The sequence below is a fragment of the Acinetobacter sp. Leaf130 genome (assembly GCF_001423205.1).
GTDB lineage: Bacteria > Pseudomonadota > Gammaproteobacteria > Pseudomonadales > Moraxellaceae > Acinetobacter > Acinetobacter calcoaceticus.
Window position 1 is genome coordinate 194,002 of sequence record NZ_LMOE01000005.1, and the last position, 24,437, is coordinate 218,438.

Below are 24,437 nucleotides of genomic sequence, written 5' to 3' on the forward strand. Positions count from 1 at the left end.
AATTACTTCAACATCGGCTTTAAGAAACGCCCAGTATGAGAAATTTCAACATCAGCCACTTGTTCAGGTGTGCCTTCGGCAATGATCATCCCACCGCCTGAACCACCTTCAGGGCCTAAGTCGACAACCCAGTCCGCTGTTTTAATCACATCAAGGTTATGTTCAATCACCACAATGGTATTACCCTTGTTGCGTAGCTCGTACAAAATGTCGAGTAGCTTGGCAATATCATGGAAATGTAAGCCTGTCGTCGGCTCATCCAAGATATATAAGGTTTTACCCGTATCACGTTTTGCTAACTCGCGAGCCAATTTAACGCGTTGCGCTTCACCGCCTGAAAGTGTCGTTGCAGCTTGACCTAAACGAATATATCCCAGACCTACTTGCATTAAAGTATCTAAACGACGATGAATCACAGGAATTGCATTAAAGAACTCAGCCGCATCTTCAACGGTCATTTCTAATACGTCTGAAATGTTCTTGCCTTTATAACCAACTTCTAAAGTTTCACGGTTATAACGCTTGCCATGACAAGCATCACAAGGCACATACATATCAGGTAAGAAATGCATCGCGACCTTGATCATGCCGTCGCCTTCACAGGCTTCACAACGTCCACCTTTCACGTTAAACGAGAAACGACCTGCGCTATAACCACGCGCTTTGGCTTCAGGCGTTTGCGCAAATAACTCACGGATTGGCGTAAATAGACCCGTATACGTGGCTGGATTTGAACGTGGTGTACGACCAATCGGGCTTTGGTCAATATCAACCACTTTATCTAAATGCTGTAAGCCATCAATCGAATCAAACTTTTCAGCCGTTAACGTGGTTGCACCATTGAGCTGTGTTGCTGCCAATGGAAGCAGAGTACGGTTAATCAGTGTTGACTTTCCTGAACCTGAAACGCCCGTCACACACGTCATAATACCGAGTGGAATGGTGAGATCGACATTCTGTAGGTTATGACCACTTGCACCAGAGAGTTTGATGAATTCATCTGGGCGTGGTGATTGGGTACGTTGCGCAGGTATCGCAATTTTTAGGCTACCTGAAAGATATTGACCTGTAAGAGAGTCTTTATTGCTTGCAATCTCGTCATAGCTACCTTCCCCGATAATGACACCGCCATGAATCCCTGCACCAGGTCCGATATCAATAATATGATCCGCAGCACGAATTGCATCTTCATCGTGTTCAACCACTAATACGGTGTTACCCAAATCACGTAAGCGAATTAAGGTTTGTAGCAGGCGATCATTATCACGTTGATGCAGACCGATCGATGGTTCATCGAGTACATACATCACACCCATCAAACCTGCACCAATTTGCGAAGCGAGACGAATACGCTGAGCTTCACCGCCTGACAAGGTTTCTGCCGAACGAGCGAGACTGAGATAATTTAAGCCGACACTGACGAGGAAGTGTAAACGCTCGCGAATCTCTTTAAAGATTTTATCGGCGATTTCACCTTTAGCGCCTTCAAGATTGAGATCTTGATAATAGTTTTCTGCATCCCCAATCGACATCTTGGTGATTTGTGCAATGGTCTTATCTTTGACCCGAACGTTGCGTGAAATTTCATTTAGACGCGAACCGTCGCAGGCATCGCAAGCGGCATTAGATAAATATTGAGCTAAATCGTCTCGTACATAGTTACTTTCAGTTTCACGGTAACGACGTTCAAGGTGCGGCAAAATTCCTTCAAAAGGTTGTACGCGCGTGTGTTTGCGGCCACGTTCATCGATATAACTTAAATCGACTTTTTCTTTGCCCGTACCTTGTAAAAATTTCTTTTGAGTATCTTTATCTAACTGGTTCCAAGGCGTATCAAGTTGGAAACCAAAATGGTCGGCAACTTTTTGCAGCATCGAATAATAATATGGACGTTGACGATCCCAACCGCGGATAGCACCTTCACTAATCGCAAGCTCAGGATTTGGAATGAGCTTTTCAGAGCTAAAATGACTGCGTGTACCTAAACCATCACAAACAGGGCAGGCACCAAACGGGTTGTTAAATGAAAATAAACGAGGCTCAAGTTCGGCCACAGCACGATCACATTTAGGACATGAGTGTTTTGCAGAAAAAACGCGATCAGGATGTTCGCCATTCATCCATGACAAAACCGCAATATCACCGCCCAAACGTAATGCAGTTTCAAATGATTCGGCAATACGGTTACCTAAATCTTCGCGTACTTTAAAACGGTCAACAACAACTTCGATAGTGTGCTTTTTCTTTTTATCGAGTTCAGGTGGCGTATCAATATCAATGATTTCACCATCAACACGCGCACGAACAAAACCTTGACCTTGTAGCTGTTCGAACAAGTTGCTGTATTCACCTTTACGTTCACGCACCACTGGGGCAAGCAACATCAGTGCTGTGCCTTCTTCAAGTGTTTTTACTGCATCGACCATTTCAGAAACAGTTTGCGCAACCATCGGCAAGTCGTGTTCAGGGCAGTAAGGTGTACCGACACGCGCATAAAGCAGGCGCAAATAGTCATAAATTTCGGTAATGGTACCCACGGTTGAACGTGGGTTATGACTGGTAGATTTTTGCTCAATCGCAATCGCTGGAGATAAACCTTCAATCGAGTCTACTTCAGGCTTTTCCATTTGCGATAAAAACTGACGGGCATAGGCTGAAAGTGATTCGACGTAGCGGCGTTGTCCTTCGGCGTAAAGGGTATCGAAGGCAAGAGAAGATTTTCCTGAACCTGATAACCCCGTAATTACCACAAATTTATCGCGTGGAATATCGAGAGACACATTTTTTAAATTATGGGTACGTGCGCCTCGAATACGGATATGACTTTGGCTCATAAAACATCTCAATTATGTATTAATGAAAATTTAGGTGTTGATTGATCAGTCTAGTGCAGTGTGACTGGTTATAAACAACAGACCCTATATATGATAACGATTTAAAATTGTTCAAGTGGTACAAAATGATTTAAAGCGACAAATTGTGACGGTTAAACGACAATCGACAAAATTTGTTTAATTAAGCAGGTTGTATTTTTAACATTCCTCTCTTTTGATTTCTACTCTTAGCAAATTTTAATGAGCAACATAATTTTACTAGACGACTGGTCTAATAGTGGAGTATTGTGTATGCATGAAACGATTAAATAAAAGTGAAACCACGCGACAACACATTTTAGATACCAGTTTTGAGCTGGTATTACACAAAGGATTTGTCGGCGTTGGTTTACAAGAAATCTTAAAGGCTTGTGACGTACCTAAAGGTTCGTTCTATCACTACTTTGCTTCGAAAGAGGCGTTTGGCTGTGCGTTGTTAGAGCAATACATGGCTGACTATAAAGTTCGTATGGAACAACTTTGGCAGCACAGTGAACAAAGTGCCCACGCCCGTTTAATGGCGTTATGGCAGGCATGGATTGATGATCCAGTAAATGGTAGCTGGGCTGAAAACTGCCTGATTGTGAAGTTGGCGGCAGAGGTTTCTGACTTGTCAGAAGATATGCGCCAAATTCTCAATGACGGTGTGCACAAATTAACGCAACGTTTGGCTTTGCTACTCAAAGAAGGCCAACAAGAAGGATCAATTCCAAAACACATTGACCCTTTAAAAACTGCCCAAGTCATGTATCAGTTATGGTTAGGTGCCGCTTTACTCACAAAATTGTCGCAAGACAAAGCGCATCTACATCTAGCTTTAGAAACTACCCAACAACTCTTAAAACCGATAGAGGAATAAAGCATGCGAAGTATTATCCATGGTAATTTTGGCGAACCTGTAGACGTTTTAGAGCAGGCGGATATGCCAAAGCCAGAACCAAAAGCTGGTGAAGTTCGTATTAAAACCATCATGTCTCCAATCCATAATCATGATGTATGGACGGTACGTGGAAGTTATGGCTACAAGCCTACTTTACCCGCTATTGGTGGTAGTGAAGCTGTTGGTATTGTAGATGCGCTAGGTGAAGGCGTTACTCATGTACAGGTAGGACAACGTATTGCAGTTGCAGCTGTGCATGGTAGTTGGGCTGAATACTTTATTGCACCAGCTCAAGGGCTTATTCCACTCAATAATGAAATTGATGACGAAACAGCGGCGCAGCTGATTGGTATGCCAATTAGTGCCCTCATGCTGTTGGACTTTGTAAATGTTCAACCTGGTCAATGGTTAATTCAAAACACAGCGAATGGTGCAGTAGGTAAAACTGTTGCCATGATTGCACAGGCACGTGGTTTACCTGTAATTAATTTAGTTCGTCGTACTGATGCAATTGCAGAGATGCAAGCATTAGGCATTCAACATGTTGTAGCAACCGATCAGCCGAACTGGAAAGAGCAAGTTAAACAGCTTCACGGTGATCAACCTTTAATTGCTGGTGTGGACTCGATTGGCGGAAGTGCAAGTGGTGAAATGCTGAACTTGCTTAGTGAAAATAGCTTATTGGTTTCGTTTGGCAGTATGACTGGTGAAACCATGCAAATTTCATCTGGTGATCTCATCTTTAAACAAGCAACTGTAAAAGGTTTCTGGGCGAGTGTGGTCAACAAAGAAATGCCAGCAGAACGTAAAAAAGAGCTTATTGTTGAGTTATTAACGTTAGCGACTCAGAAAAAATTAATCCTTCCTGTAGAAGGTGTTTTTAGTTTCGATGAGATTAAAACAGCTGCCCAAAGAGCAACACAAGGTGCTCGTCAAGGCAAAGTATTGTTAAAGCCGTAAAACATTAAAAGATCAGTCGAGAGACTGATCTTTTTTCATATCTTTAAAATAAAAAGGAAAATTGTATGATCGGACAAGTTTTAGTGGGTTTAATTGCAATATTACATGTCTATATTTTAGTGTTAGAGATGTTTTTGTGGGACAAACCCTATGGCATGAAAGCCTTTGGAAATAATGCAGAAAAAGCAAAACTCACCAAAGTCATGGCACAAAATCAAGGTCTTTATAATGGCTTTTTGGCTGCGGGTTTATTCTGGGCTTTATTTGCAGATGCACCATTTGCGACATCCATTGCTAATTTCTTTTTAGGCTGTGTACTCATTGCGGGTATTTATGGCGGACTGACAGCCAGTAAAAAGATTATTTATATTCAGGCAGTTCCAGCACTGATTGCTTTGGTCGCTGTTAATTTTCTCTGAAAAGCGCACAATACAGCGTTTTGATATGGAAATGACCAGATAGGATAAGCGCATGTGGGCGTTATTTTTAAAATGTATGTTGGGGGCTGGGGTTGTCCTTATTATTTCGGTTTTATCGAAAAGTAAGGCATTTTATATTGCAGGTTTAGTCCCGCTTTTTCCTACATTCGCTTTGATTGCTCATGTGATTGTCTATCAGCAAAAAGGAGCTGAGGCTTTACAGAAAACAGCTCTGTTTGGCCTATGGTCACTTATTCCATATGCCATTTATTTAGTGGCGGTCTATGTACTTGCAACGCGTCTGTCGATGTGGTCGTGTCTAGGTTTGGCAACACTGTGTTGGGTGGTTGCCGCGGCAGGTTTAATTTATGGCTGGCAACTATTTCAGCATTAAAAGATTAAGAGATAGCCCTTAATCTTTTAAATTGAACTAGCTTTATGACGGATCGATAACGCGGGTTTTGAGCATACCTTCAACTAAATTAATCATCTTTTGGCGAGAAAGAATTCGAGGCAATTGAGACGTCAAATAGTTGCTACATCCCACCACAACCGTTGCTTTATTCTTATCTAATGCTTTAACCGTTGCAGATACAACATCGTCGACTGTAGAGCTTTTCATACCGCTGGTATCGGCATTTGCCACCTGAGTAAAATTGGTTTCCGTATTGCCCGGACAAACTGCCAGAAATTTAACGCCTGAAGATGAATATTCTCCTGCAAGTGCCTCAGTAAATTGTAATACGTAAGATTTACTTGCCCCATAAACAGCAATGTATGGGAGAGGTTGGAATGCTCCTGTAGATGAAATATTAATCATGATGCCTTTTTTGTTAGCAAGCATGTGAGGCAGGAATAAATAACATAAAGATGTTACGCTGCTGATATTCAGCGTGATCATTTCTTGATAGGTAGATACAGATTGATCTAGGAATTTAGTCCATTTTCCAAATCCTGCATTGTTAATTAAAATTTCTACCGATAATTTTCTAGCCTGCACTTCATCAAATAATATTTGAGCTGAATTGGATTGAGCTAAATCTAAAACGATAACCTCAACATTTACGTTATATTTTTTTCTAAGTTCATCAGCTAAATCATTCAGCTTTTGTTCGGAGCGTGCAGTCAAAATTAAATGAATGCCTAAAGATGCAAGTTTTTGAGCATAGGCTTTGCCTATTCCTGAAGATGCTCCTGTAATTAATGCTGTTGAATTTTTAAATGTAGAAAGATGAGCGCTCATTTTATTTATCCGTAATAAACGAAGTCATTACGATAAACCTTTACCCTAAGGTCAGAGTCAAGCACTAATTTTGAAAGCTATTTTAAATTTTAATGGGCTGTTTTAAGCCGAAATCTTATTGGTAATATAAGTATGAATAATCTCATTCTCCAGTTGCTTTAAATCTTCTTGTAAACGCGTTAACGCTGCTTTTTGCTCAATAATTTGTTGATTCTTTTTCTGAATGAGCTGTTGTGCAACTTCTACAGGAAATCGATTATTTTTATATTTTAAAGCAGACAAGTCATACAGTTCTGAAAGGCTAAATCCGACAGCTTGCGCGAGGCGAATCATCTTAACTGATTGAACATCAATCGCTTCATAAATACGATAATTTCCCTTTCTTTTTGCCACAGGTAGCAAGCCTAATTTCTCATAATGCCGAATGGCTTTAGGAGTGGCTCCAGTTAAAGATGCTAATTCGCCGATATACATATCTGTCTCGCATTTTAGTGAAAATCGATCAGAGTATTGAACCATCTGACCGATTCTTTTGAAGTTTTAAATATGATCTAAACCTAACCATTGTCTTTTGTGGTAGGCGCTATCCCAAAATAACCACTCAAGTTTTGCACCCATGGTATACGCGGCATGCATTTTCTCTAACGTATCAGCATCACAACGTGCTGCAACTTTATCAACTGTCGCAATAACATTACGAACGGCTGTATGGAACTCTTCGCCTGCATAGGTATCAATCCATGCTTGGTAAGGATTATTAGGAATTGATTTATCTACAATGTCTTTACCGACTTCAGCATAGATCCAGAAGCAAGGTAACAGTGCCGCCAGCACAACAGGATAGCTTTCAGACCAAGCAGTTGCAGTTAAAAATGAAGTGTAATGGTGGCCGGCCAACGTTAATGGCGTATTTTTAAATTCTTCTTTGGTTACGCCAAAATTTTTCATGAAGTCATCATGCAAACTGCGTTCAACCACAATCGCAATTTTTGCTGCATCTGAAAACTGCATGATATCGTCAGCTTCAAAAGCCTTTGCTGCTGCAACGGCTAAAACGCGGCCGTAGGCAACAAGATATTGCGCATCTTGAATCACATAATGACAAAACGCTTCTTTATCTAAAGTTCCACTGGCAAGTTCCTGATTAAAAGGCAGGTCTAGAATTTTTTGATATAAATTTAAATTACGTTGCCAGAGTTCTTGAGAAAAAAGCATAAAACCATTCCATTTAAAATAAGACGTGCAAAACAGGATTCTAAATCAATTTTAAAATACAAAAATAATAATGGCACTTATATATTAGGAAAATATTTAATACGATTAATGAGTTAATTGAAATTTATAAATTTCTTTATTTAACATAGGGATAAAGTAAGCGTAATAACGGCACAAAACGACATCATTTTATGGTGAATTATCGATATAATAGCCGCGTTTTTAAAGAAAGATTAAGTTTAATTCTTGGCATAGGTCTGATCCATGAAGCATTTCCGATTTTCGATATTTTTTACGGTGGTGTGTTTAGCACTATCCGCGTATTGGGGTTTTACCCATGGACCTGAAGCGGGCGTGTCTACCATGCTTAAAGCTTTAACGATTACAGCCATTTTAGCTGTAATGGAGGTTTCTTTATCTTTTGACAATGCTGTTGTCAATGCATCGGTTCTGCGTAATTGGGATCCTTTCTGGAAAATGCTGTTTTTGACGGTGGGTATTTTAATCGCCGTTTTTGGTATGCGTTTAATTTTCCCAGTGGCGATTGTTGCCGTGACTGCGGATATGGGAATGATTGAGGTGGCTAAATTAGCACTCAACGATCCAAAAACTTACTCTGAACGTTTAATGGCCCACCACGCCGAGATTTCAGCTTTTGGTGGAACATTCCTATTATTAGTTTTCTTAAACTTCTTCTTTGATGAGGAAAAAGAAACTCATTGGTTCAGATGGCTTGAAGCTAAACTTTCTAGCTTAGCTAGCGTACCTGCAATGTCTGTTTTTATTGCCCTAATCGCGATGTTAATTATGGCAGCCAATGTTGATGAGTCGCAGCGCCTTGTTGTGACTATGGCAGGTATTTGGGGCATTGTAGTTTATATCGGTGTAGAAGTATTAAGCCATATGTTAGGCGGTGAACCTGAAATTGATGAAGATGGCAACGCCATTATGAAAGATGGATCAGGTGCTGCTTCTGGTGTAGTTAAAGCGGGTATCGGTGGTTTCTTATACCTAGAAGTGTTAGATGCCTCTTTTAGTTTTGACGGTGTGATTGGTGCATTTGCGATTACCAGCGATGTTGTCGTGATTATGCTTGGTCTTGCAATTGGTGCTATTTTTGTCCGTTCAATGACAGTTTATCTTGTTGAAAAAGGCACGCTAGATGCTTATGTGTTCTTAGAACATGGTGCACATTATGCAATTGGTGCTTTAGCATTCATTATGATTGCAAGTGGTACAGGCGTACATGTACCAGAAGTGGTAACAGGTTTAATTGGTGTAGCATTTATTGTTTGGGCTGTATTTGCTTCAATTCAATATAGTAAACGCCATCCACATTCGTCTTAAGCTAATTTTCAGTAAAGATGTTTAAAATAAAGAGGCTAAATGCCTCTTTATTTTTTTAAGCTGAAATCGTTAATTTAAATAAGGTGTCCCGTATTTTTAGAAACGAATCGGCTTATAATTTGCCTAGTTTGATAAACGTGTATTGATATGATGAATGCTTTGGAACGTCGCTCAACTTTTGCCTTAAGTAGTATTTTTGCGCTACGCATGTTGGGTTTGTTCATGATTATTCCTGTCTTTTCTGTAGTCGGGCAGTCATATCAATATGCGACTCCAGCACTCATTGGTTTGGCTGTGGGCGTCTATGGTTTAAGTCAGGCGATTTTACAGATTCCATTTAGCTTACTTGCTGACCGTTTTAGCCGCAAACCTCTCGTGGTGCTTGGCTTGTTACTCTTTGCTATTGGCGGTGCGATTGCCGGTTTATCTGACACGATTTATGGCGTGATTATTGGCCGTGCCATAGCAGGTGCAGGTGCTGTCTCAGCAGTCGTGATGGCGCTTTTGGCAGATGTTACGCGTGAAGAGCAGCGCACTAAAGCCATGGCTGCCATGGGCATGAGTATTGGTTTGTCTTTTGTGGTGGCTTTTAGTTTAGGGCCTTGGCTCACAAGCATTGTGGGTATTTCAGGCCTATTCTTTGTCACGACAATTATGGGCTTAATCGCGATTTTGATGCTCTTGCTTGTACCTAAAGTGACTCGTCATCATCGTAATTATCAGCAAGGCTACATGGCACAGCTTAAGCAAGTCATCCAAATGGGTGATTTAAACCGTTTGCATGTCTCGGTTTTTGCACTGCACTTACTGCTTACCGCCATGTTTATTTATGTGCCTTCACAGCTCATCGAGTTTGCGCATATTCCTTTAGCCAGTCATGGTCTGGTGTATCTGCCGCTGTTAGTAATTAGTTTGTTTTTTGCATTTCCAAGCATTATCGTGGCTGAAAAATATCGCAAAATGCGAGGAATTTTCTTAACGGCAATTACAGGGATTATTGCAGGTTTGCTGTTACTCATATTTGGTTATCAATCAAAATATGTATTACTCGCAGGCCTAGGTATTTTCTTTATTGCGTTTAATGTGATGGAAGCATTATTGCCATCGTGGTTATCAAAATGTGCTCCAATCCAGTCAAAAGCAACTGCTATGGGTGTAAATGCCAGTAGTCAGTTTTTAGGTGCTTTTTTTGGTGGCACACTAGGTGGTCAATTATTGATGTTACATAATACTGCGATTGGATGGAGTGTCTTAACAGGGATTGCTATAATATGGTTGCTAATTAGTTTTGGTTTAGCTCAGCCGCGGTATTTGTCATCGATTGTGTTGCCATTGCCGCAAGTGCAACAGGTGAATGAGTGGACCACACAGCTATTGGCAATTCGTGGTATAGAAGAAGTTGTGGTAATGCCTGACCAGCAAGTTGCTTATATTAAAGTCGATAAACAGTCACTTGATGAGGCTGCGCGACGTGATTTAACGCAGTTGTTCGGTAAAGAGGTAGCCATTTAAGCATAACTCTTATAAAGTAAAACATAGAAATGTATAGGATGAAGACAGCTAATGCGTGGTGTAAATAAGGTTATTTTGGTTGGTACTTTGGGTCGTGATCCTGAAACAAAAACCTTTCCAAATGGGGGTTCGCTGACTCAATTTTCAATCGCGACAAGTGAAGCTTGGACCGATAAAACTTCAGGTGAGCGTAAAGAACAAACAGAATGGCACCGTATTGTTTTGCATAACCGTTTAGGGGAAATTGCTCAGCAATTCTTACGTAAAGGTTCTAAGGTTTATATTGAAGGTTCATTACGCACGCGTCAGTGGACTGATCAAAATGGTCAAGAGCGCTATACAACAGAAATTCGTGGCGAACAGATGCAAATGTTAGATGGTCGTCAACAAGGTGAACAAGGGTTCGCTGGCGGTAATGATTTTAACCAACCACGTTTTAACGCACCTCAACAAGGTGGTAATGGTTATCAAAATAATAATAACCAAGGTGGTGGTTATAACCAAAATAGTGGTGGCGGCTATGGCAGCAACCCAGCTGGTTTTGGTAATGGTGGCAACAGCCCGCAAGGTGGTGGTTTTGCTCCAAAAGCTCCACAGCAACCAGCTTCTGCACCAGCAGATTTAGACGACGATTTACCGTTCTAAGCAAAATTTTAAAAAAGGCGAGTTTATCTCGCCTTTTTTATTACTCGATTCCAAGCAAACGTAAAAGTGCAGTACCAGCGGCTGCCAAGCAAATTACCAATAACAGCGGTACTTTTTTCCAAACTAATAAAAGCGCAAATCCAACACCCAATATACGTGCGAAACCTGCGAAATGTTGTCCTTCAAAAAATGTAGTCGTCACCGCAATCGCACAGAGCAAAACAGTTGCGCCGTTTGACAGTAGAACTTGGTATTTTTCAGAAAAAGTAAATTTGGCACCTAAGTGAAAACCAGCAAAACGGATGCTGTAAGTACCGAGTGCAAGCAAGCCTATGCCCAAAATAATCAGTAATTGTTGATTCATTTTTTTCTACCAAATATTAAGCCAAAAAGTGAAAGCAGAATTGGAAGGCCTGAGGCCAAAAAAGGTGTGGTAATCAGTGCCAAAGTTGATCCAGCAAATGCAGCTTTTCGAGTAGATTTATTCTTTAAAGCATTAAAAGTAAGTGCAATTAAAATGGCAGGGAAAATGGCATCTAGACCAAATGTTTTTGGGTCTGGAATAGCGGTTCCAATAAAATAACCCGCAGTGACACCGAGTGGCCAACTCAGCATAATGCTGATACCACATAACCAGTAAGCAGCTTTTTTCGTTTCGAAATCGGGCTGTGCCATGCCAAACAAAACGCTTTCATCGTTCATGATATGGGCCCCGAAATATCGAGAGAATTTACCTCTGATTAATTCATTGACCGCAATACCAAAAGGTAAGTGCCTTAAATTGACGAGTAGTCCTGCAATCGCAGCAGCAATTGGGCTACCACCAACAGCCAAGAATCCAATAAAAATAAATTCAGCAGTTCCTGCGAGCACAAATATTGATAGGCAAAGCGGGATCCAGAGCGCTAAGCCATAGCTTGCGGCGAGTGAACCTAAAGACATACCGACGACACTGGTTGCTAGACAGACAAAGAAAATCGAGCGGGTGGTGTCTTTACTAAGTTTCTTAATGAGAGCGTATGTGGACATAGCATGATATAACGAACGATTTTCCATTATAATGAATAAGTCTGATTGTTTTGTCAAAACGAACGATCGTTTTTTTTATAGAACGGATGTGGTGAATGTCTCAGCCAATTGAAATTATTGCCAAAGGTTTAAATCGTGAACGTCAAAGAGCAGGGCTTTCTTTGGCAGAGGTTGCTCGTCGTGCAGGCGTTGCAAAATCTACACTTTCACAATTAGAGGCAGGTCAAGGTAACCCAAGCATTGAAACCTTATGGGCACTTTGTGTTGCACTAAATATTCCTTTTGCGCGTTTGATGGAAGAGCCAAGCAATCAGGTGCAAGTGATTCGTTGTGGAGATGGCCCAACGGTGAGCTCTGAAATTGCTAATTACAAGGCTATTTTGTTGGCAACTTGCCCACCTCATGCGCGCCGAGATGTTTATTTACTGATTGTTGAACCGGGTGAAGACCGTCTTTCAGAGCCACACCCCGTTGGTTCTGTGGAGCATATTATTGTGGTGGAAGGAAAGGCTCTAGTTGGTCTAATTGATGAGGCAGTTGAACTCAGTGTGGGGGACTATATTTGTTACCCTGCCGATCAAAAACATATATTTAGAGCTTTAGAAAAAGGTACGAAAGCTTTATTAATTTCTGAACAAAACTAAAGAATTCCAGTCTTATTAAAGTAAAACTTAATTATTTTCATAATAAAAACTAAAAACCATTTCCCTACATGCAATCTAAAAAGAGCCAATTTTGCGTATAAATTTTGCAATTGGCTCTCTCTTTTATTCCAAAAATGGCTCTCGTTTCTTCAGGGCCGAAACGACAAATTAAAGCCATTGGAAGTATGCATACGGAAGCGCCGGATAAGCTCAGTGAATTTTCTGTTTTAGGAATTGGGCAAAACGGCTAAATTTTTAGGGGATATAGTTGGCTTCGGAGGATTTCCGAGATTGGCCGATATCCTCCATATATTAAGGAAAATGATATGGCAGCTCATCAAAGTGGTTCTGAAGCCAATCACTCCCAAAGTTTAAAACATGGACTTAAATCACGCCACCTAACGATGATCTCAATTGCAGGGGTTATTGGTGGTTCTCTATTCGTGGGCTCAGGTAGCATTATTTACAATACTGGCCCTGTTGTTTTTCTAACCTACGCTTTAGGTGGTCTACTCGTTTGGTTCATCATGCGGATGTTAGGCGAGATGGCTGTTTTAAACCCAGATAGTGGCTCTTTTTCAACATATGCTGACCGTGCGATTGGTCGTTGGGCAGGTTTCTCAATTGGCTGGTTGTATTGGTGTACTCTGGCAATGCTCATGGGATGGGAAGCTTATGTGGCAGGTAAAATTCTAAACAATTGGTTCCCATTTATACCAATCTGGGCCTATATGGTCGTGGTCATTGTCGCATTGGTCGCAGTCAATTTACAAAACGTGAAAAACTATGGCGAGTTTGAGTTCTGGTTTGCGCTCATTAAAGTCATTGCGATTGTTATCTTCTTGGTAATCGGTAGTTTGGCCATCATGCATTTATGGCCTTGGGGTAATCCGGCTGCTTCTGGTATTAGTAACTTAACCTCTCAAGGCTTTATGCCAAATGGAGGATCAACCGTCATTACCGCCTTACTTGGGGTCATGTTTGCCTATATTGGTGCTGAAATTGTGACTGTAGCGGCGGCAGAATCGGCAAATCCCTCTAAAGAAATTCGTAAAGCTTCTAACTCAGTGGTTTGGCGAATTATTTTGTTCTATGTGGGATCAATGTTTGTGGCGGTATGTTTAATTCCTCACAACAATGAACTTTTAAAAGATTCGACTTGGGGAACTTATAGCGTCACATTGTCTGCACTTGGTATTCCGGGTGCGCGGCATATCGTAAACTTTGTGGTTCTAACGTCGGTGTGTAGCTGTTTTAACTCAGCACTTTACACGTGTTCACGTATGTTGTTCTCATTAGCTAAACGTGGTGATGCACCGAAAAGTTTTGGTTCTGTGAACAGTAAAAGCAGCCCGTGGGTTGGTGTGATTGTTTCATGCTTTTTCTCTGTGATTGCCGTGATTTTAACTGCAACCAAGAGTATGGATGTTTATGACTTTTTCATGCTAACGACGGGTGCAGCAACACTGTATGTGTACCTGACCATTGCTTACTCTCAACTTCGCATGCGTAAAAAATTAGAAGCTGAAGGGGTGAAAATTGACTTTAAAATGTGGATGTTCCCTTATCTGACTTATGTGGTGATCTTTGCAATTATTGGGGCAATTCTCACCATGCTCATTGAAGGCACATATTTCAAAGAAGTGATTTACACCACAGCATTGTTCGGCATTATTGTGTTCTTTGGAATATTGTCGGAAAAACTGGGTTGGGGTAAAGACCGTAGAACGACCCATTTAACTCATACTCAAGAAGAAAAGTTAGTTTAATATTTTAGAAACTAAAAGAGCCTCTTTATGAGGCTCTTTTTTATTCAGTATGATGAGATTAAAGAATTAATTCAGGGTTGATACACCTGCTTCACGTAAGCATTGGAGTAGCACACCAAAAGCCATCACCATGTCTTTTTCATTGACGCAGGCAAAGCCCATGAGCAAACCACGTTGCGCGTGGGCATGTGATTGCATGTAATACTGTGAAAGTGGGCGAACTTTGACACCACGTTCAAGTGCAGTGGCTGCAATCGCGACATCATCGCAAGAGTTTGGTAGTTTTAAAACCAGATGTAACCCTGCTGCTTCATCGTATTCGTGGATAAATTCAGGCCCTAGGTAGCGTTTAATCAGGCTCACCAAGTAATCACGCCGTTTGCCATAGAGCAGACGCATACGCCGAATATGAGCTTCATAATGGCCTTCACGAATAAACTCAGCTAAAGCTTTTTGTTCGAGCAAATGCCCACCACGATAGAGTTCAGCTGCCACAATCCGTAAGGGTGAAAAGAGCGGCTTAGGCACTACCAAATAGCCAATTCTTAAAGATGGATAAATGGTTTTGCTGAACGTGCCCATGTACAGCACTGGCGCATCATTTTCTAAACCTTGTAAAGATGGATACGGCTGGCCTGAGAAACGGAATTCACTGTCGTAATCATCTTCTACAATCCAGCTATTGTGCTGGCGGGCAATCTCAATCAATTTGCGTCGGCGATCGAGGCTTAAATGTGAACCGAGTGGATATTGATGTGAGGGAGTGACAAAAATGAGTTTGGGCGGTTTAACCGGATTTTCTTCGGGGATAATGCCTTCGGCATCAACTGGCATTGGTTGAATATCAACGCCATTAATACGTAAAGTATTACGCATTCCCCAATAGCCTGGATCTTCAATCCAGATCCGGTCACCAATATCACTGAGCGCACGTGAGACTAAATCAATTGCTTGGTGAATACCTTCGGTAATAATAATCTGGTCAGCATCACACTGGACTGAACGGGCAACCCGTAAGTAGTCTGCCAATGCACTTCGAAGTTCAATACATCCGCCCGCGTTGCTATAAATAAGGCGGTTAATGTCTGGCTCACGGCTTAATTTTGCTTGAATACGACTAAAAATATGATGTGGAAACTCGGTAACATCCGGAGCTCCAGGCACAAATGCACCCCATTGATGTGGAGAGGCTGCTGCATAGCCTAATAAATTTGAACCGCGTTGCGATAGAGCATAAGAGTTTTGAACCTTATGAATATTAGTGTTCTTTTTTTCATTTTTTGTATTTAAAAAGCTTTCGGGTAGTTTCTCTGCAACCCATGTGCCGTGTCCCGTACGTGCTTCTAAGTAACCTTCAGCCTGTAGTTGTTCGTAGGCAGTAAGAACTGTATTTCTCGAAACATGAATTTCACTGGCTAAGTCGCGTGACGCGGGTAGGCGAGTCTTGGGCTGAACCACTCCATCAATAATGGCAGCGCGTAGACAACGAAAAAGTCGCTGATGGAGTTTACCCTCGATGTCCTGTTGGAGCCGTTGTAACAAATGATCTCCAAGTAAACTACGCAATTGGCTCTCTCCTACAGTTAAAAAATGGCTCTCGTCAGTTGCCGCCAGACGAGCGAAATTACATGCATAGGCAGTTGTTGTAAAGCACCCTGAAAATTAAGCACAGGATGTAAAAACCAAAGCTGCAACTGATGATGAAAATATGAGGGAATCAAATGGATAATCAACATTCTGCACTTAACGCACGTAAACAGCAAGCAACTCCACGTGGCGTAGGCGTGATGTGTCAGTGGTACGCTGAAAAAGCTGAAAATGCCACGCTTTGGGACAAGGAAGGCAACCAATTTATCGACTTTGCTGGTGGTATTGCGGTTTTAAATACAGGCCATCGCCACCCTAAAGTGATTGCAGCGGTAACTGAACAATTAACTAAATTTACTCATACTGCCTATCAAGTTACACCTTATGAGAGCTATGTCGCTTTAGCTGAGCGTATTAATGAACGTGCGCCAATTGCAGGACCTGCCAAGTCTGCTTTTTTCACAACAGGTGCAGAAGCAGTTGAAAATGCGGTGAAGATTGCCCGTTGTTACACTGGTCGTCACGGCATTATCACTTTTGGTAACGGTTTCCACGGTCGTTCATTCATGACCATGGCAATGACAGGTAAAACTGCGCCTTACAAACGTGATTTCGGTGTTATGCCAGCGGGTGTGTTCCACGCACGTTACCCTGTGCCTGCAAAAGGTATTTCAGTAGACGCGGCGATTGAAAGCGTTGAAGATATTTTCAGTGAAGATATTGCACCACATGATGTTGCAGCGATTGTGCTTGAGCCAGTACAAGGTGAAGGTGGCTTCCATGTTGTACCAGCCGAGTTCTTAAAACGTTTACGCGCAATTTGCGATAAGCACGGTATTTTACTTGTAGCTGACGAAGTTCAGTCTGGTTTTGCACGTACTGGTAAATTGTTTGCAATGAACCATTACGAGACTAAAGCTGACTTGATCACGATGGCGAAAAGTTTAGGTGGTGGTTTCCCAATTTCGGGTGTAGTTGGTCGTGCAGAAGTGATGGATGCACCAAACCCAGGTGGATTAGGCGGTACTTATGCAGGTAGCCCGATTGCGGTTGCTGCTGCGCATGCAGTGATTGATGCGATTGAAGAAGAAAAATTATGCGACCGTGCAAATGAGCTAGGCGCTGAGTTGGTTGTTTCGCTTAAAGACATTCAGCAAGCAACAGGCAATGTAGTGACTGATATTCGTGCATTAGGTTCAATGGTTGCAGTAGAACTAGAAACTGCTGAGCAAGCAAAAGTTGTACAAAACTATGCAATGGAAAACGGGTTGTTACTTCTTACTTGTGGTAAATACGGTAATGTAATTCGTTTCTTATATCCATTAACCATTCCTGCTGAGCAATTCCGTCAAGGCCTTGATATCCTGAAACAAGGTTTTGCGACACTCAAAGCAGGTAGTGCAAAAGCAATGGAGCAATCTGCATGATTCAAAACAATTTGCAGTATTTATTAAAACATCCTGATATTTCATTAGAAGCACCTGCATCAAATGATTATATCGAGGTAAATGATGCTGCTACGGGTGAAACTTTGGCATGGGTGAAAACCTATGACCGCGCAGGGGTTGAAGCCGCAATTAACCGTTCAGCAAAAGCGCAAGCTGCTTGGAAAAAGCAAACTGCCTTGGTTCGCGCTGATGTGTTATTGGCATGGTACAACCTCATGCTTGAGCACAAAGAAAATCTGGCACAGATTTTAACTGCTGAGCAAGGTAAACCATTGGCAGAAGCTCGTGGTGAAATTGGTTATGCAGCATCATTCATCCGCTGGTTTGCTGAGCAAGCTCGCCGTGTTGATGGTGAGGTTTTAACACCAACTTTGCCAAACCAACGCTTGCTCGTGATTAAACAAGCGATTGGTGTCACTGCTGCAATTACGCCGTGGAACTTCCCGGCTGCCATGATTACGCGTAAAGCAGGTCCAGCTATTGCTGCGGGTTGTTCAATGTTGGTTAAACCGGCAGAGCAAACGCCGTTAACAGCTTATGCACTTGAAGTTTTGGCATTACAAGCAGGCTTACCAGCTGATGTTTTAATTAACATTAGCGGTGATGCGGCTGAAGTGGGCAAAACTTTATGTGAAAGCGATATCGTTCGTAAGCTGAGCTTTACTGGTTCAACACAAGTTGGTCGTATTTTGATGCAACAATGTGCGCCAACCATTAAAAAGCTTTCGCTTGAACTCGGTGGTAACGCGCCAGTTGTGGTATTTGACGATGCCAATCTTGAACAAGCAGTTCAGGGCATTATGGCAAGTAAATATCGCAACAGTGGTCAGACTTGTGTTTGCGCTAACCGTATTTATGTTCAAGACGGTATTTACGATGCTTTGGCAGAGCGTCTGGTTGAAGCTGTTTCTAAGCTTAAAGTCGGTGATGGACGCCAAGAAGGTTCAACTCAAGGGCCTTTAATTGATGAAGATGCGATTGCAAAAGTTCAGTCTCATATTGCAGATGCAACCGAGAAAGGCGCAACAATTCGTATTGGTGGTCAACGCTCGGCACTTGGTGGCACATTCTTTGAACCAACAGTTTTAACTGGCGTAACGCAAGACATGAAAGTGTCGAAAGAAGAAACATTTGGTCCACTTGCACCGCTATTCCGCTTTAAAACAGAAGATGAAGCAGTAGCAATGGCGAACGATACCGAGTTTGGTTTAGCTGCTTATTTGTTTACACAAAGCACAGCTCGTCAATGGCGAGTGGGTGAAGCACTTGAGTACGGTATGGTCGGTATTAACACGGGTGCGATTTCAAATGAAGTCGCTCCGTTTGGTGGCGTAAAACAGTCAGGTCTAGGTCGTGAAGGTTCAAAATTCGGCATTGAAGAATATGTTGAAATGAAATACCTCTGCGTAGACTTATCTGAGTAAGGAATAAAACAAGTTCGTTTTGTTCTGAACGAAAACATGCAGCCATGCTGTATGTGATGTTTCACAAAAACCGGTCATGCCCATTCATGACCGGTTTTTTTATTTAAGTCGACAGATATCCTTCATGGCTTTCGGGTAAACGTCGCAATTCATCAATCAGTGTTTCAATGAGTTTTTCGACCACAAGACGTTGGCCTTTTCTGGACACATAAACCAGTTGTAGCATGCCAATATTCGATTTCCAGTCAGGAAGAATATGAATAAGTTTGCCTTTACGAATTTCAGATTCAACGGTTAAAAAGGGAAGGTCTGCAATTCCTAGGCCGTCCATAACGGCATAGTAGACACCTGCCAAGTCATTACTTTTTATTCGTGGTTGATAAGGCACATCAACCGATTCGCCATTACGAATATTGCATAAATGCCAGATATAATTTTGCTTTTGGGTTCCCAAGCTAATACTTGGAAAGTCCTGTAATTCTGAATAATGTTCAATCGTGCGACCTTGTAGCAATTCAGGCGAAGCCACTAGACAGTGGTCGGTTTTAATCACATCACGAACAATAAGATTTGAGTCTTCATTGGGTTCGAAATTGGTCCGAATCGCGAGGTCGATATCATCATGTAAAATATCTACTCGACGGCTTGTAAGCTCGAGTGATATTTCAACTTTAGGGTAGGTTTTTAAAAACTGATTTAAAATTTTTCTAATTTGAAAATGCATCATCAAAGGTGGGCAACTCACTTTTACCAACCCTTGGGGTTCACTTTTTTGCTTTAACAAAACGTTTTCTGCACACTCAACTTGAGCAATAACTTTGCAGCATTCTTCATAAAACTCTTGGCCCAAATCGGTCACTTTAAAATGGCGGGTTGTTCTTTGAATCAGGCTGACATTAAATTTATTTTCAAGATCAATAATACGTCGGCTGAGCTTTGACTTGCTAATGTTTTCGGCTTCACTGGCCGCACTAAAGCCGCCGTGCTTTACGACCAAATAGAAATAATAAAAATCATCAAAAGAGCTTATCAATTTCAGATCAATCCATTTAAATGCAAGATTAGAATGCTTAAGCATTCTAATCTTGGTTATGTCATTATTTTTGCGATGTATTAAAGCTATAGCTGGTCATCAGGTTACGATAATCAGGAATATGATTTGAGAATAATGCACCTAAACCTTCTACATCATTACGCCAGTCACGGTGTAATTCACATGCCATACCAAACCAAGTCATAAGCTGAGCACCTGCTTTTGACATACGGTCCCAAGCAGCATCACGGGTTAATTCATTGAAAGTACCAGAAGCATCGGTAATCACAAATACTTCAAAGCCTTCTGCTAATGCAGCTAAAGCAGGGAATGCCACACAAACCTCAGTCACAACACCTGCAATAATCAGTTGTTTTTTACCTGTCGCTTTTACAGCTTTTACGAAGTCTTCATTGTCCCATGCATTGATTTGGCCAGGACGTGGAATAAAAGGCGCATCTGGAAAAAGTTCTTTTAATTCTGGAACTAAAGGACCATTTGGACCGTTTTCAAAACTTGTGGTAAGAATAGTAGGTAAATTGAAATATTTCGCAGCATCTGCAAGTGCTAATACATTGTTTTTAAATTTATCTGGATCGATATCTCGAACTAAAGAAAGTAAACCTGCTTGGTGGTCAACTAAAAGAACTGCAGCATTATCCTTGTCTAAACGCACGTAATCTTGAGCCATTTTTTATTTCCTCATGTTATCAAAATGAATGATGAAAAATTATTGAGTAGGTCATCATTGCCTAAAATTATGCTAGTTGAGTTTTATGTTGTGATTAAGTCTAAAAAATAGGATTAAGAATTTTAAAAATAGGACGATAACCAGAACATATTCTGAAAAGGCACGATTGTCTCATAGATGAAATAATGTGTTGCTAATCCTGATCTATAAACTGCAATTATTGAGGCGTAAAATCAATCCCAGTTCAAGAAAATCCTACATATATAGGAGAGATCAGATGAAGAAATTTCTTGGTGCATATCAAAATAACCAGATGCATTGGGTGGGTGATGGTTTCCCTGTATATAACCTGTTCTCTTATGACCGTTTAGGCCAAACCCTAAGCCCATTTTTGTTACTCGATTATGCAGCGCCTTATACCTTCTCACCAACGACCGAGCAGCAAGGTGTAGGTTCGCATCCTCACCGTGGCTTTGAAACGGTAACGATTGCCTACCAAGGCGAAGTGACGCATAAAGACTCAAGCGGCGGTGGCGGAACCATTAAAACTGGTGATGTGCAATGGATGACTGCTGGTGCAGGCGTGTTACACGAAGAGTTCCATTCTCCTGAATTTGCAGAGCATGGTGGTCTTTTTGAGATGGTGCAATTGTGGGTAAATTTACCTGCCAATTCAAAAATGACCCCTGGAAAATACCAGGCGATTGAAGCCAAAGATATTCCAGACATTGCACTAGACGAGCATGGTAGTCACTTGCGTGTGATTGCAGGTGAATATGCAGATGCAGAAGGTGCTGCAACTACATTTAGTCCACTAAATGTATGGGATGGCAAACTGGTTAAAGGCCAAAAACATACCCTTTATGTGCCTGAAGGTCATACGACGCTTGTTGTGGTGTTAGATGGGGCAGTTGTGGTTAATGACTCAAACCGTCTTGAAGGTAAAACCGTTGCGATTTTATCTCGTGAGGGCGTTGAGTTCACCCTAAATGCAGAAGAAGACACTAAATTTTTGGTGTTAACAGGTCAACCGCTTAATGAACCAATTGAAGGTTATGGTCCATTTGTCATGAATACCAAAGCTGAGATTATGGAAGCGATTAATGATTTTAATCGTGGAAAATTCGGTTCACTCATGCAAGAAGGATAAATCCTCTCGATTAACCGTTAAAGCAAAGTAATAAAAAGCCCGCTATCAAGTGTGAATAGCGGGCTTTTTCGCTGTAAAGGTTCTGTTTTTATGATGGTTGGCATTGTTGTTTCGGCATTGTTTTGTGTGATTGGGTTCTCATTATTGTGATCTCATGATATCCCAAAAAAAGATAGTTGTAAAACAAATGATATAAATATAGTTAAATTATCTTATTTATTTAAAAGATTTTTTTTAAATTTTCAAAGAATATAAGGTTTTATGTGCTTATTTGGTTTTGTAAGAAAATATAAAAAAAGAGATGAGTAAGAAACTAAATATTTTGTATATAAATTCATGTAAAAAATAAAAATCTGGTAGTTTTTAATACGGTGTTTTTTTAGGGTATGAGTGATAATCAAAAAAATTCTCGAAAAATGGGACATCATTTTGAATATCGCAATTATTGGCAGTGGAATGGCAGGTCTTGCGGCAGCAAGAATTCTGAAAGATGCAGGGCATACGATCACGATATTTGAAGCACTTCCTGGCCGGGGAATGGATAGCCATAGTATTGAGTTCGACGGTGGAATTATTGATGCGCCATTGCGTGTTATGAATCCACATTTGTGGAAAAATACACTCAGCCTTGCTGCTCATTTAGGTATTAAAACCTTTCCGGTTCGTACTTATATGTCATGTAGCTGGTTATTTGAAGACCGTACTGAAACATGGTTAACCACATCTCGTAGCCGTATTGGTAATTTCCCAATTATCAATAACCGTAAAGGTATCCAGCAATATGGCTGGCGTCTTGTGAAAGGGATGTTGCAATTAAAAACGGCAATCCACCAGTTTTTCAAATCTAAAAATCAAGATATTACGCTCGCTGAATTTATTAATCAGAACGATATAGAAGAAGTATTCTGGCATGGTGTGGTAATGCCAGTGCTATATACCATTTGTACTTGTAACCCAAAAACAATTGGCGACTGGCCTGCAAAAAATCTACTTGAGTTTTTACGTCACTTAACTGATGGCGACATGCTGTTACGTATGAAAGGTGGTACACCTGCATTTGTAGATAGCTTAATTAAAGATATCGACATCCATAGCGGATCAGCGATTAAGAAAGTTGAATTACAAGGCGAAAAAGTACTGGTTGAAAACAGCCAAGGTGAACAGAATTTATTTGATCGGGTGATTGTTGCAACTCCGACATCTAAGATCGATGAGTTTTTAAACCCTGAACAATTTGCTGAAGATATGAAGCTGCTGAAGCAATTCCGTTTTGAGCAAGGCGATCTTGTGATTCATACAGATGCTACAGTAATGCCACCGCGCCGTAAAGACTGGTCGGTGCTGAGCTATATGATGGATCGTAAGTTTACGCGTCAGCAATTCACAGTTTGGATGAATGCAGTTGAGCCAACACTGGTTGGTAAAAATCCTGTATTCCAGACTTGGCGTCCAGTCACTGATATTGACCCTAAAAAAGTTATTTCAAAAGTGACCTTAACGCGTGCAGTAGTTGACTCGCAAACAATTGCTTTAAATAAAGAATTGCAACAACGTCATTTAGACTTAAACCGTAAAGTATTCTACTGTGGTTCATGGTCATGTGATGGCTTGCCAATTTTAGAGTCAGCCGTTACTTCTGCAATGCACATTGCTGAAATTTTAGGCGCACCTTTACCATTTGTAGGTTTAAAACCTCAGGTTGAAGTTGCTCCTGAGCTCGGTTACTAAAATTGTGAAAACAAAAGTTCGAGCAGCTCTTTCTCGATTGATTCCCCATAAATATGCAATTGATGCATCAAGCTTGGGGGATGATGGAGAGCTAGCTTGGACAAATTTGGGCTTTTGGAAAAATACCCAAAACTACCGTGAAGCTTGTTGCCAATTGGCTGACCATTTGGCACAAGCAGTTCATTTAAATTCAAAAGATCATCTATTAGATTTAGGCTGTGGGCAGGGTGCAAGTTTAATGCACTGGTTACAACACTATCAGCCCAAAAGCCTTAGTGCAGTTGAACTACAATCTAAATGTGTTAATAAAATTCAAAGGCTTATCCCTGAAGTAAGTCAGATTTTTTGTGGCTCATTTTTAAATTTAAAACAATTTGAATTCAAACAATCTTTCGATGTGGTGTTGTGTATCGACGCGGCTTATCACAGCAATTTAAATTCATTTCTAGATTCAGTCACTCCAGTTTTAAATTCAAAAGGCCGATTAGGTTTTCATTACTTAATGAAAGCTGATTCATGTCAAAACATGACAGTCTTACAAGAACAAAAGTATCGCTATTTGCTTAAAGCAGCAGACGTGGTTTGGGACAATGTGCCAAACGAGAAAATGCTAAGAAATGCCTTAGAACAACAAGGTTTTGTAGATATTCAAATTGAAGATTTATCAGAACCTGTATTACTCGGTTTTTCGCAATATATTCAAAATCAACAAGACCAAAACCAAAGCCGCGGGTTGGCAAATTTTAAAATTCAAATGACTGCAAAGTTATGCCAACAACTCTACCAAGCTGGATATGTACGTTATATTCAAATCACAGCAATAAAAAAATAGGATGAGCT

The 24,437-nt window shown here is 41.0% G+C and carries 23 protein-coding genes; 14 read left to right on the forward strand and 9 right to left on the reverse strand.

The window, feature by feature from the left end:
* Positions 1–2: 2 nt before the first annotated feature.
* The gene (gene uvrA / locus ASF86_RS11440) at positions 3–2,834 is read right to left on the reverse strand and encodes an excinuclease ABC subunit UvrA (protein WP_056482216.1); all 2,832 of its coding nucleotides are present in this window, start codon (positions 2,832–2,834) and stop codon (positions 3–5) included.
* 295 nt (positions 2,835–3,129) lie between these two features.
* Between uvrA and ASF86_RS11445 the strand changes: the two genes are divergently transcribed.
* The 4 genes from ASF86_RS11445 to ASF86_RS11460 all read left to right on the forward strand — a co-directional run bounded on the left by ASF86_RS11445 (position 3,130) and on the right by ASF86_RS11460 (position 5,526).
* Complete coding sequence (locus ASF86_RS11445; protein ID WP_003654020.1) at positions 3,130–3,732, forward strand: TetR/AcrR family transcriptional regulator; 603 nt, start codon at positions 3,130–3,132, stop codon at positions 3,730–3,732.
* Between the two features lie 3 nt (positions 3,733–3,735).
* A complete protein-coding gene (locus ASF86_RS11450) occupies positions 3,736–4,713 on the forward strand; it encodes a zinc-binding dehydrogenase (protein ID WP_056482219.1) in 978 nt (325 codons plus the stop codon).
* Positions 4,714–4,778: 65 nt separating this feature from the next.
* Positions 4,779–5,132, forward strand: coding sequence for a DUF1304 domain-containing protein (locus ASF86_RS11455; RefSeq protein ID WP_004639914.1), 354 nt, complete (start codon positions 4,779–4,781; stop codon positions 5,130–5,132).
* A 52-nt stretch (positions 5,133–5,184) separates the two neighbouring features.
* A complete protein-coding gene (locus ASF86_RS11460; protein WP_003654014.1) occupies positions 5,185–5,526 on the forward strand; it encodes a GlpM family protein in 342 nt (113 codons plus the stop codon).
* A gap of 42 nt (positions 5,527–5,568) precedes the next feature.
* On the opposite strand, the gene ASF86_RS11465 is transcribed toward ASF86_RS11460, so the two are convergent.
* From ASF86_RS11465 to tenA, 3 genes are all read right to left on the reverse strand, one after another.
* The gene (locus ASF86_RS11465; RefSeq protein ID WP_056482222.1) at positions 5,569–6,375 is read right to left on the reverse strand and encodes an SDR family NAD(P)-dependent oxidoreductase; all 807 of its coding nucleotides are present in this window, start codon (positions 6,373–6,375) and stop codon (positions 5,569–5,571) included.
* Positions 6,376–6,477: 102 nt separating this feature from the next.
* Positions 6,478–6,849 carry a MerR family transcriptional regulator gene (locus tag ASF86_RS11470; RefSeq protein ID WP_056482224.1) on the reverse strand — a complete coding sequence of 124 codons (372 nt, stop codon included), beginning with the start codon at positions 6,847–6,849 and terminating at the stop codon, positions 6,478–6,480.
* A gap of 66 nt (positions 6,850–6,915) precedes the next feature.
* Complete coding sequence (gene tenA, locus ASF86_RS11475) at positions 6,916–7,590, reverse strand: thiaminase II (protein ID WP_004639906.1); 675 nt, start codon at positions 7,588–7,590, stop codon at positions 6,916–6,918.
* Positions 7,591–7,854: 264 nt separating this feature from the next.
* On the opposite strand from tenA, the gene ASF86_RS11480 reads away from it, so the two are divergent.
* The 3 genes from ASF86_RS11480 to ssb all read left to right on the forward strand — a co-directional run bounded on the left by ASF86_RS11480 (position 7,855) and on the right by ssb (position 11,094).
* A complete protein-coding gene (locus tag ASF86_RS11480; RefSeq protein WP_003654009.1) occupies positions 7,855–8,937 on the forward strand; it encodes a DUF475 domain-containing protein in 1,083 nt (360 codons plus the stop codon).
* Between the two features lie 147 nt (positions 8,938–9,084).
* Positions 9,085–10,449, forward strand: coding sequence for an MFS transporter (locus ASF86_RS11485; protein WP_003654007.1), 1,365 nt, complete (start codon positions 9,085–9,087; stop codon positions 10,447–10,449).
* Between the two features lie 51 nt (positions 10,450–10,500).
* Positions 10,501–11,094, forward strand: a complete 594-nt coding sequence (gene ssb, locus ASF86_RS11490; RefSeq protein WP_004639902.1) for a single-stranded DNA-binding protein — start codon at positions 10,501–10,503, stop codon at positions 11,092–11,094.
* A gap of 40 nt (positions 11,095–11,134) precedes the next feature.
* Here ssb and ASF86_RS11495 read toward each other — a convergent pair whose 3' ends face one another.
* Together ASF86_RS11495 and ASF86_RS11500 are read right to left on the reverse strand one after the other, a co-directional pair.
* Positions 11,135–11,458 (reverse strand): AzlD domain-containing protein, encoded by a 324-nt coding sequence (locus ASF86_RS11495; protein ID WP_056482227.1) that lies wholly within the window; start codon positions 11,456–11,458, stop codon positions 11,135–11,137.
* Complete coding sequence (locus ASF86_RS11500) at positions 11,455–12,150, reverse strand: AzlC family ABC transporter permease (RefSeq protein WP_056482230.1); 696 nt, start codon at positions 12,148–12,150, stop codon at positions 11,455–11,457. Before ASF86_RS11500 ends, ASF86_RS11495 begins: the two co-directional genes overlap by 4 nt.
* 68 nt (positions 12,151–12,218) lie before the next feature.
* Here ASF86_RS11500 and ASF86_RS11505 point away from each other — a divergent pair, with 68 nt between their 5' ends.
* Positions 12,219–12,767, forward strand: a complete 549-nt coding sequence (locus tag ASF86_RS11505; RefSeq protein WP_005044199.1) for a helix-turn-helix domain-containing protein — start codon at positions 12,219–12,221, stop codon at positions 12,765–12,767.
* A gap of 326 nt (positions 12,768–13,093) precedes the next feature.
* Complete coding sequence (locus ASF86_RS11510; RefSeq protein WP_056482233.1) at positions 13,094–14,536, forward strand: amino acid permease; 1,443 nt, start codon at positions 13,094–13,096, stop codon at positions 14,534–14,536.
* A gap of 66 nt (positions 14,537–14,602) precedes the next feature.
* On the opposite strand, the gene ASF86_RS11515 is transcribed toward ASF86_RS11510, so the two are convergent.
* Positions 14,603–16,102: a PLP-dependent aminotransferase family protein gene (locus tag ASF86_RS11515; RefSeq protein WP_005038096.1), complete on the reverse strand. Its 1,500-nt coding sequence runs from the start codon at positions 16,100–16,102 to the stop codon at positions 14,603–14,605.
* Between the two features lie 155 nt (positions 16,103–16,257).
* Here ASF86_RS11515 and gabT point away from each other — a divergent pair, with 155 nt between their 5' ends.
* The gene (gene gabT / locus ASF86_RS11520; protein ID WP_056482236.1) at positions 16,258–17,550 is read left to right on the forward strand and encodes a 4-aminobutyrate--2-oxoglutarate transaminase; all 1,293 of its coding nucleotides are present in this window, start codon (positions 16,258–16,260) and stop codon (positions 17,548–17,550) included.
* Positions 17,547–18,995, forward strand: a complete 1,449-nt coding sequence (locus ASF86_RS11525) for an NAD-dependent succinate-semialdehyde dehydrogenase (protein WP_004639889.1) — start codon at positions 17,547–17,549, stop codon at positions 18,993–18,995. The genes gabT and ASF86_RS11525 overlap by 4 nt, the downstream gene beginning before the upstream one ends.
* Positions 18,996–19,098: 103 nt before the next feature.
* Here ASF86_RS11525 and ASF86_RS11530 read toward each other — a convergent pair whose 3' ends face one another.
* Together ASF86_RS11530 and ycaC are read right to left on the reverse strand one after the other, a co-directional pair.
* Positions 19,099–20,073 carry a LysR substrate-binding domain-containing protein gene (locus ASF86_RS11530; RefSeq protein ID WP_056482239.1) on the reverse strand — a complete coding sequence of 325 codons (975 nt, stop codon included), beginning with the start codon at positions 20,071–20,073 and terminating at the stop codon, positions 19,099–19,101.
* A 19-nt stretch (positions 20,074–20,092) separates the two neighbouring features.
* The gene (gene ycaC, locus ASF86_RS11535) at positions 20,093–20,719 is read right to left on the reverse strand and encodes an isochorismate family cysteine hydrolase YcaC (RefSeq protein WP_003653981.1); all 627 of its coding nucleotides are present in this window, start codon (positions 20,717–20,719) and stop codon (positions 20,093–20,095) included.
* Positions 20,720–20,996: 277 nt separating this feature from the next.
* Here ycaC and ASF86_RS11540 point away from each other — a divergent pair, with 277 nt between their 5' ends.
* The 3 genes from ASF86_RS11540 to ASF86_RS11550 all read left to right on the forward strand — a co-directional run bounded on the left by ASF86_RS11540 (position 20,997) and on the right by ASF86_RS11550 (position 24,429).
* A complete protein-coding gene (locus ASF86_RS11540; protein WP_005038109.1) occupies positions 20,997–21,869 on the forward strand; it encodes a pirin family protein in 873 nt (290 codons plus the stop codon).
* Positions 21,870–22,298: 429 nt separating this feature from the next.
* Positions 22,299–23,597, forward strand: coding sequence for an FAD-dependent oxidoreductase (locus tag ASF86_RS11545; protein ID WP_044425777.1), 1,299 nt, complete (start codon positions 22,299–22,301; stop codon positions 23,595–23,597).
* A 4-nt stretch (positions 23,598–23,601) separates the two neighbouring features.
* Complete coding sequence (locus ASF86_RS11550) at positions 23,602–24,429, forward strand: SAM-dependent methyltransferase (protein ID WP_056482242.1); 828 nt, start codon at positions 23,602–23,604, stop codon at positions 24,427–24,429.
* Positions 24,430–24,437: the final 8 nt, after the last annotated feature.

What these genes read in the sequence shown, in the direction of transcription:
- uvrA (WP_056482216.1), bottom strand. Translation starts at nt 2,834, where the DNA reads ATGAGCCAAAGTCATATCCGTATTCGAGGCGCACGTACCCATAATTTA.
- ASF86_RS11445 (WP_003654020.1), top strand. Translation starts at nt 3,130, where the DNA reads ATGAAACGATTAAATAAAAGTGAAACCACGCGACAACACATTTTAGAT.
- ASF86_RS11450 (WP_056482219.1), top strand. Translation starts at nt 3,736, where the DNA reads ATGCGAAGTATTATCCATGGTAATTTTGGCGAACCTGTAGACGTTTTA.
- ASF86_RS11455 (WP_004639914.1), top strand. Translation starts at nt 4,779, where the DNA reads ATGATCGGACAAGTTTTAGTGGGTTTAATTGCAATATTACATGTCTAT.
- ASF86_RS11460 (WP_003654014.1), top strand. Translation starts at nt 5,185, where the DNA reads ATGTGGGCGTTATTTTTAAAATGTATGTTGGGGGCTGGGGTTGTCCTT.
- ASF86_RS11465 (WP_056482222.1), bottom strand. Translation starts at nt 6,375, where the DNA reads ATGAGCGCTCATCTTTCTACATTTAAAAATTCAACAGCATTAATTACA.
- ASF86_RS11470 (WP_056482224.1), bottom strand. Translation starts at nt 6,849, where the DNA reads ATGTATATCGGCGAATTAGCATCTTTAACTGGAGCCACTCCTAAAGCC.
- tenA (WP_004639906.1), bottom strand. Translation starts at nt 7,590, where the DNA reads ATGCTTTTTTCTCAAGAACTCTGGCAACGTAATTTAAATTTATATCAA.
- ASF86_RS11480 (WP_003654009.1), top strand. Translation starts at nt 7,855, where the DNA reads ATGAAGCATTTCCGATTTTCGATATTTTTTACGGTGGTGTGTTTAGCA.
- ASF86_RS11485 (WP_003654007.1), top strand. Translation starts at nt 9,085, where the DNA reads ATGATGAATGCTTTGGAACGTCGCTCAACTTTTGCCTTAAGTAGTATT.
- ssb (WP_004639902.1), top strand. Translation starts at nt 10,501, where the DNA reads ATGCGTGGTGTAAATAAGGTTATTTTGGTTGGTACTTTGGGTCGTGAT.
- ASF86_RS11495 (WP_056482227.1), bottom strand. Translation starts at nt 11,458, where the DNA reads ATGAATCAACAATTACTGATTATTTTGGGCATAGGCTTGCTTGCACTC.
- ASF86_RS11500 (WP_056482230.1), bottom strand. Translation starts at nt 12,150, where the DNA reads ATGGAAAATCGTTCGTTATATCATGCTATGTCCACATACGCTCTCATT.
- ASF86_RS11505 (WP_005044199.1), top strand. Translation starts at nt 12,219, where the DNA reads ATGTCTCAGCCAATTGAAATTATTGCCAAAGGTTTAAATCGTGAACGT.
- ASF86_RS11510 (WP_056482233.1), top strand. Translation starts at nt 13,094, where the DNA reads ATGGCAGCTCATCAAAGTGGTTCTGAAGCCAATCACTCCCAAAGTTTA.
- gabT (WP_056482236.1), top strand. Translation starts at nt 16,258, where the DNA reads ATGGATAATCAACATTCTGCACTTAACGCACGTAAACAGCAAGCAACT.
- ASF86_RS11525 (WP_004639889.1), top strand. Translation starts at nt 17,547, where the DNA reads ATGATTCAAAACAATTTGCAGTATTTATTAAAACATCCTGATATTTCA.
- ASF86_RS11530 (WP_056482239.1), bottom strand. Translation starts at nt 20,073, where the DNA reads ATGCTTAAGCATTCTAATCTTGCATTTAAATGGATTGATCTGAAATTG.
- ycaC (WP_003653981.1), bottom strand. Translation starts at nt 20,719, where the DNA reads ATGGCTCAAGATTACGTGCGTTTAGACAAGGATAATGCTGCAGTTCTT.
- ASF86_RS11540 (WP_005038109.1), top strand. Translation starts at nt 20,997, where the DNA reads ATGAAGAAATTTCTTGGTGCATATCAAAATAACCAGATGCATTGGGTG.